The sequence below is a fragment of the Lactiplantibacillus daowaiensis genome, from assembly GCF_005405085.1.
Taxonomy (GTDB): domain Bacteria; phylum Bacillota; class Bacilli; order Lactobacillales; family Lactobacillaceae; genus Lactiplantibacillus; species Lactiplantibacillus daowaiensis.
This window is the reverse complement of record NZ_BJDJ01000002.1, coordinates 251,824-258,009: the sequence shown is the minus strand read 5'-3', so window position 1 is coordinate 258,009 and position 6,186 is coordinate 251,824. Positions and strand designations below refer to the sequence as shown.

Genomic DNA, 6,186 nt, shown 5'->3' with positions numbered 1-6,186 from the left:
CGAACACAGAAGTCAAGCTTCTTAGCGCCGATAGTAGTTGGGGGATCGCTCCCTGCGAGGGTAGGACGTTGCCATGCAAACTAGAGGGAATCGAGCAATCGATTCCTTTTTTGTTGGTCTTTAAACGTCGAATTGGTTTTGGTATACTGTTTAAGGATAGTTTGCCGTTTTAGCTCAGTAGGTAGAGCGTTTCCATGGTAAGGAAGAGGTCGGCAGTTCAAATCTGCTAAACGGCTTAAAATAGCCCGTAAAGGGGGTTGTTCGTAACATTAATGTTATGGACAACTCCCTTTTTATATAGCTGCTCAGCGTCGCGTAAAAGGGGATACTGTGAGTTTAAGTCGCTAACTGATTCAGCGCTAATAAAAAACGACATTAGCAAGTGGGCTAGTGTCGTTGGTCGTTACGATTGATGTGGATCGACGATTTGATGCGTAAAATCATCAAAAAAGGCGAGCATGGCATGAATCCGGTCGGTACCTAATTTGTCGATCCACTGATTAAAGACGAGTTGGATATCGTGCATGAGTTGCTTGTCGGTAGCTTGGCCTTTTTCGGTCAGTAGTAAACTCTTTTGACGACGATCGGCAGGATTGGCCACTTGGTAAACATAGTCGTATTTTAAGAGTGTGCTAATTTGCCGCGAAATAGCACTACGCGAGACATGGTGGTTAGCCGCAATATCCATTAAAAGGATTGGTTTTGTACTAGTACCGATTTCATGCAAAATTAAAAAAGCATCAAAGGTCATATGATAGCGACTGATTGGTTCAGAAATAAAGTCATCCATATAGCGTAAAACCGTCGCATAGTACTTTAAGAAGTCATTCAACATTTTAGGCGATCCGTTCATCCTGCTTCCTCCTAGTGGGTTATCAGATTAATTGATAAAACATTTAATTGTATAAAATTAATTATAACATTAGTCAATATATATCTACATAGAGATAATACCCCGAAATGCGCAGAAAGTGTCAAAATTTAACTTAAAAACGACCGAAACCTGATTTTCACAGGTTACGGTCGTTAATTGGTAAAGATTATTAAGCGTTTTGATGGCGCCGTGCAATGATTGGTAAAATCATCCCTAAGGCCACAAAAATGACTGGTGTGATGATATTTAAGGCTAATTGGAACCACCAGCCACTAGGATTAGCAGCTAATGAAGTCTTAGGTACCATCCCTAAGATACAAGCAAAAGCAGTGAAGAAGAAGCACCAAGCACCGACAAACTTACCAGCAGTTGGGTTCTTTAAGAACTTGTAGTCGCTCTTGAATTCTTTTAAGTGTTTGTTCAATAGGATGTAAGCTAAGAAGACCCATAGATACCGCATTGGCATAACAACTGAGTTTAAGTTCAACAGCCAATTGAACAGTTCATTCATATTCCCAATCCCTAAAGCTGGAATAATGATGAGGATGCTGACTAGGACACCGGTCATGATGTAGCCGTTAACTGGGACGTCTTTTTTGTTCATCTTGCTGAGTTTCTTAGGAATGAACTCTGGATCGGCATCACCTAATAAGATCTTCAATGGGGCATCAATTGAGAATGCTAAAGCTGAGATTTGTGCTAAAACGTTAGCAATCGCATAGAAAATTAAGAACAAGTTCCCTACATGATAGAAACTACCTAAGCGTTGGAACGCGTAGTAAGCACCGTTGGCCATTAAATCATTTGGAATATGTTTGGCATTAAAGAGAATTCCCATGGCAAATGACCCTAATAGGGCACAAACGGCAACCATACCGGCTAAAACTAACATGCCGAGTGGAAATTCACGGCCAGGATTTTTCGTTTTGTTAACATATGGTGAAATCTTTTCGGAACCCCCGACGGCAAAGACTAACATCGAAACCGTTGTGAAGTAGGCGAAATCAAACTTAGGTAAGTAAGATTTAAACGACAACATGTTTGGTGTTTGAACGGAAGCTGACTTAGTCATAAATGGCGCCGATACAGCTAAAATAATGAAGAGAATCGACATGATAAACATCCCGGTCCCAGCAACACTCCCGATGCGTTTTAACGTTGTTAAGCCTAAAGACGCAATCCATAAGAAGAATAAGAATAGCACTAAACAAATGGCTTGAACAACTAGGGCCGGCGTATCATTGATGAAGTTCCCGTTACCTTTGAAGAGCCAACTAAAGGCAATCAAAATCCCTTGCGGCTTCTGAGCTAAATAAGGCACATGCACGATCCAATAGGTCCATGCCGCATAGTAAGCGAGCCGCTTGGTACTTGTGGCTCGAATCCATGAAGAGACGCCCCCTTCAGCATCTTTAAAGGTGGAACCTAATTGGCCGACGATCAAGGTATATGGAATGAAATAGATGATCATAATCAAGATCCAGGAGGTCACAACTGAAAGTCCTTGTAACGCGAAATTGTTGACGACGTTACCTAAACCCCAGACAGCGACAAACGCAATTAATGCGATGTTGGACCAGCGTAACTGTTTCTCGGTTTTCATAAGCAGACCCCTTTTTTTTAAGTATATTTGTCTAATTGTAAAACGAAAATGTAAACGGTGACAAGCTTATTTTTTCAATATTAAAAGCGCTTTACAAAATGATTTAAAAAATGAGTAATTCATGTTAGGATGGCGAAAGTTTGCTATTATTGAAGTATGATAAATGCGATGGAAGCGGGGATGAGTTTGAAAAGTGTAACCATTGGACCGGTGGCTTTAACCATCGGTACACCAAAAATCGGGGTGACCTTAACGGGCCAAACACGGGCCCAACTACTTGGGCAGGCCGCCCAGGTTTTAACGTCAGCGGCGCAAGTTGTTGAATGGCGGTTAGATCAGTATACGGAATTAGACAATCGGGCTGAGTTGGTGAATACGGCCGCGCAATTACGGCAGGTGTTAGGCACGATTCCAGTATTAGCGACGTTACGACTACCAGCTGCTGGTGGTAAACTGACTATCGATGCTGCAACCTACTATCAGACCTATTTGACGTTAGTGAATAACCGGGCAATCGATGCCCTAGATATTGATTTAACGATGGTCAATGCAAGTGAATTTATGCCATTGACACAACAAATGCGGCAATACCACATTCCTTTGGTTTTAAGTCGGACTTATTTGACGACGATGCCAACTGTGGGCGATTTAGTCAAAGACTATCAAGCACTAGCCGCTGCCGGAGCTGACATTGCCCGGCTGACGGCGCCGACTCAAAGTGAGTTAGACACATTAACGTTAATGACGGCAACGGCGCAAGCTAGGACCCAGTTAACATTACCACTTATTGCCACCGCGGTTGGCACTTTAGGGCGCTATGCCGGGGTGTGTGGTCAATTAATGGGTTCTAGTTTAACTTTAGGTGCGGTGGGCCGTGCAACGGCACCAGGACAATTACCGGTCAGTCGTTTGAAGCAGACGTTACAAACACTCACACCAGCAACGGGGGCTTAAAGATGCACTATAAATCGATTTGGCGTCATACGAGTTACATCTTACAAACATTAGCGATTTATTTCTTGTTGATCCAAGGACCGTTTGATTTATGGATCGCTAAAGTGGGGTATCACTGGCAGGCTTACTTGACCAATATTGTGGGGATCACGGTGTTGTTTTGGTTAGTGGAGTTGGGCTATAACTGTTTACGACAACGATTTATTAAGAAACATCATTAAATAGTATAGATAGAGACAAAAAACGGGCCTGGAAGATTAATTCCAGGTCCGTTTCGGTGATTTCATCTTATTCAGCTTGCTTAGCAACGAGCTTAGCAGTGAAGTCGTCTAAGTGTTGGATATCATCACCTTCAGGAGATAAGTTAACAAAGACATCATCAGCACCTTTAGTGGCACCAGCGGTCTTAAAGGCCCGACTAAAGTCAGTTACAGCGCGGCAATAGTCGTCTTCGTAGAAGGTGTCACCGGAACCGGCACAGCCATAAATCTTGCCACTTAAGTCCAGTTCTTGTAAATCATCATAGAAGTCTAACCCTTCTTCTGGCAGGGCCCCTTCGTCATAGGTATATGGTACGACAACGCAAATGTCGACGTCTTCAAATTCAGTGGCGTCGGCTTGCGAGATTTCTTCTTTTGTAACGTCAATGCCTAAATCTTCAAATTTTTCGGTAATAATGTCGGCAACATCTTCATTGTTACCGGTAATCGTTGCAAAAATTACTTTGGCAGTAGCCATATCAATTCCTCGCTTTCAACGTCTTAATACGCTGATTATAACAGAATTTTAATCTAATATTAAGCGTTCGACGATTAATTCCAGAATCCAAATGTTCGGCGGTTTCTCACACTGGCAATCCATGCTATAATTTATTTATTAACGGTCGCTTTTAGACCGGGGGTGACGCGGTTTAACCGTGGCTACATATTAAATTTGTAATAGTTAACCATTAAAATGAAGTGCAATGATGTGCACATTAGGAGTAAGTAAATTGGCAAAGAAAAATAATCGTGAAAAGAAAGGTCTGGCCAAACGGTTATGGCATTCAATTACGGAACCGATTCCCGATGACCAAGACGACCAAGCAAATGAACAGATTCCACTGGCTTACGATTTAAAAGACCCTGACAGTAGCAGTGCGCCATCATCTTCGGCGGCTAGTGCTGAATCACTAGCACCGAGTGAAGCGGCGCCGACTCGCCGGCAACGCCATGCGGCCTCAGCTGAATCCGTAACCTCAGCGGCACCCCAGTCAACGGCGCCAGAGTCGAGTGTTCCTGAATCGAGTGCGCCACAATCAGCAGCGCCCCAAACGCGGCGGTCAAGAACTGCCAGCTCTGAGGCACCGAGTGCAGCTGCTAGTGCGGCAAGTTCTGCTAGTTGGACGAATATGCCGAAATCAACGACGACTAGTGGGCTAAGTGCAGCTTCTGATAATGGTCAACCCGTGATTTCGGTGCATGCGACTGAAGCTGCTTCAGCAACTGATCAACCACAGATTCCATTATCACGAGAAGAATTGTATGAAGACCAACAACCTAATGCTGGTAGTGCTGCGGCGACAACGCGTGAAGATGCCGAAGACGAACCCATGTCTCGGTTAGCACGGCATCATGATGGTGATCCAGAATTGGAAAGTGACGCAACTAAAGCCAGTGATAATCCCCATCTAAAGAAGAAACAAAAACCAACTAAGCCACATCAAAAGTCCAAGCCACGCCGTAACGGTAAGTTAGTCGTCGCTGGAGTTGGGATTTTAATTGTGGCAGCCTTAGGGTTTATGTTCATGTGGACCCATGCTAAGACAACGCAAGCCCAAGCGAAGGCTAATGCCGAAGAAATCGTCAAAGAAATCTATACCACTACTGCGCAACGTGACTTACGGAGCAGTGCCTCTAACGACAAGTTGGATCAATTACAAACATACATTGATGAAATGGCCAAGTCCGATGAAAAGACACGCTTACAAAGTCAACATGATTTAGCGGCCAAGATGTTAACCTTACGTGATCGTTATGATGGGTTGTCAACGAGTGCTGGATTAATCAAGGCGACAGTGACAACAAAGACGGTTAAAGCAGTGCAGCAAAAGATCGATAACTCCGGGTTAACTTCGAAAAAAGCGTACTTTACGAAGAAGTACACGACTAAGTTAACGGCGATGAACAAAACCGTCAAGAAAGTTCAAAGTTATCACAAAGACTTTAAAGCCCTTTACACGAAGAAGAATAAGCTTAAGTCGAGCGTGTCGACGACAGATGTGGATAGTGTCTTGAAAGACTTGAAGAAGTATCGGACTAAGTCGGAATTAGCCGCTAACGACTACAAGAGCTTAAAAGCAGATCGTAAGTCGTTAGCCAAGGCTGAAAGTTCGGCCGCGGCTGCCAGTGCTAGTGCTTATTCTGAAGCCGCTGAAAGCAGCTCAGCATATAGTGAAAGTGACTCATCGAGTGCGACTAGTGATGACGCTAGCTCGGATGATACGACGTATTCGAGTTCTGATGACACCACTAGTTCTACGGATACAACGACGACTAGTGATGGCGGGACATCAACGAGTTCAGCCAAACACAGTTCTAGTGCGACGACAAGTAATAGTCAAAGCCAAACGACTGGTACCGGAACTACTGATAGCACGTCTGATTCAACCACGACCGGTGGGACAACTGGCAATGATACAACTGGTACCACTAATGATACGACAACCACTAATTAAGTGAATATCGTCCATTGACAGCCGCACCCCAGTCGTTTG

General features: G+C 43.9%; 6 protein-coding genes and 1 tRNA gene. 4 read left to right on the top strand and 3 right to left on the bottom strand.

Going from position 1 to position 6,186, the window contains the following annotated elements:
• Positions 1–163 precede the first annotated feature (163 nt).
• Positions 164–236: transfer RNA gene (locus FFM75_RS02500), tRNA-Thr, on the top strand.
• Positions 237–403: 167 nt separating this feature from the next.
• Here the strand turns inward: FFM75_RS02500 and FFM75_RS02495 are convergent.
• Positions 404–853, bottom strand: coding sequence for a MarR family winged helix-turn-helix transcriptional regulator (locus FFM75_RS02495; RefSeq protein WP_223876592.1), 450 nt, complete (start codon positions 851–853; stop codon positions 404–406).
• 190 nt (positions 854–1,043) lie between these two features.
• The gene (locus tag FFM75_RS02490) at positions 1,044–2,477 is read right to left on the bottom strand and encodes an amino acid permease (protein ID WP_137627618.1); all 1,434 of its coding nucleotides are present in this window, start codon (positions 2,475–2,477) and stop codon (positions 1,044–1,046) included.
• A 180-nt stretch (positions 2,478–2,657) separates the two neighbouring features.
• Here FFM75_RS02490 and FFM75_RS02485 point away from each other — a divergent pair, with 180 nt between their 5' ends.
• Entirely contained in the window at positions 2,658–3,431 is a 774-nt protein-coding gene (locus tag FFM75_RS02485; protein ID WP_223876591.1) for a type I 3-dehydroquinate dehydratase, read from the top strand.
• Between the two features lie 2 nt (positions 3,432–3,433).
• Positions 3,434–3,652 carry a hypothetical protein gene (locus FFM75_RS02480; protein ID WP_137627617.1) on the top strand — a complete coding sequence of 73 codons (219 nt, stop codon included), beginning with the start codon at positions 3,434–3,436 and terminating at the stop codon, positions 3,650–3,652.
• Positions 3,653–3,719: 67 nt separating this feature from the next.
• Here the strand turns inward: FFM75_RS02480 and FFM75_RS02475 are convergent, their stop codons facing one another.
• Positions 3,720–4,169, bottom strand: a complete 450-nt coding sequence (locus FFM75_RS02475; protein ID WP_137627616.1) for a flavodoxin — start codon at positions 4,167–4,169, stop codon at positions 3,720–3,722.
• Positions 4,170–4,422: 253 nt separating this feature from the next.
• On the opposite strand from FFM75_RS02475, the gene FFM75_RS02470 reads away from it, so the two are divergent.
• Positions 4,423–6,147: a hypothetical protein gene (locus FFM75_RS02470; RefSeq protein ID WP_137627615.1), complete on the top strand. Its 1,725-nt coding sequence runs from the start codon at positions 4,423–4,425 to the stop codon at positions 6,145–6,147.
• The last annotated feature ends 39 nt before the right edge of the window (positions 6,148–6,186 follow it).

Bases quoted from the DNA above. Each gene is read 5' to 3' on its own strand.
- FFM75_RS02475 (WP_137627616.1), bottom strand. From the start codon at position 4,169: ATGGCTACTGCCAAAGTAATTTTTGCAACGATTACCGGTAACAATGAA.
- FFM75_RS02485 (WP_223876591.1), top strand. From the start codon at position 2,658: ATGAGTTTGAAAAGTGTAACCATTGGACCGGTGGCTTTAACCATCGGT.
- FFM75_RS02495 (WP_223876592.1), bottom strand. From the start codon at position 853: ATGAACGGATCGCCTAAAATGTTGAATGACTTCTTAAAGTACTATGCG.
- FFM75_RS02480 (WP_137627617.1), top strand. From the start codon at position 3,434: ATGCACTATAAATCGATTTGGCGTCATACGAGTTACATCTTACAAACA.
- FFM75_RS02490 (WP_137627618.1), bottom strand. From the start codon at position 2,477: ATGAAAACCGAGAAACAGTTACGCTGGTCCAACATCGCATTAATTGCG.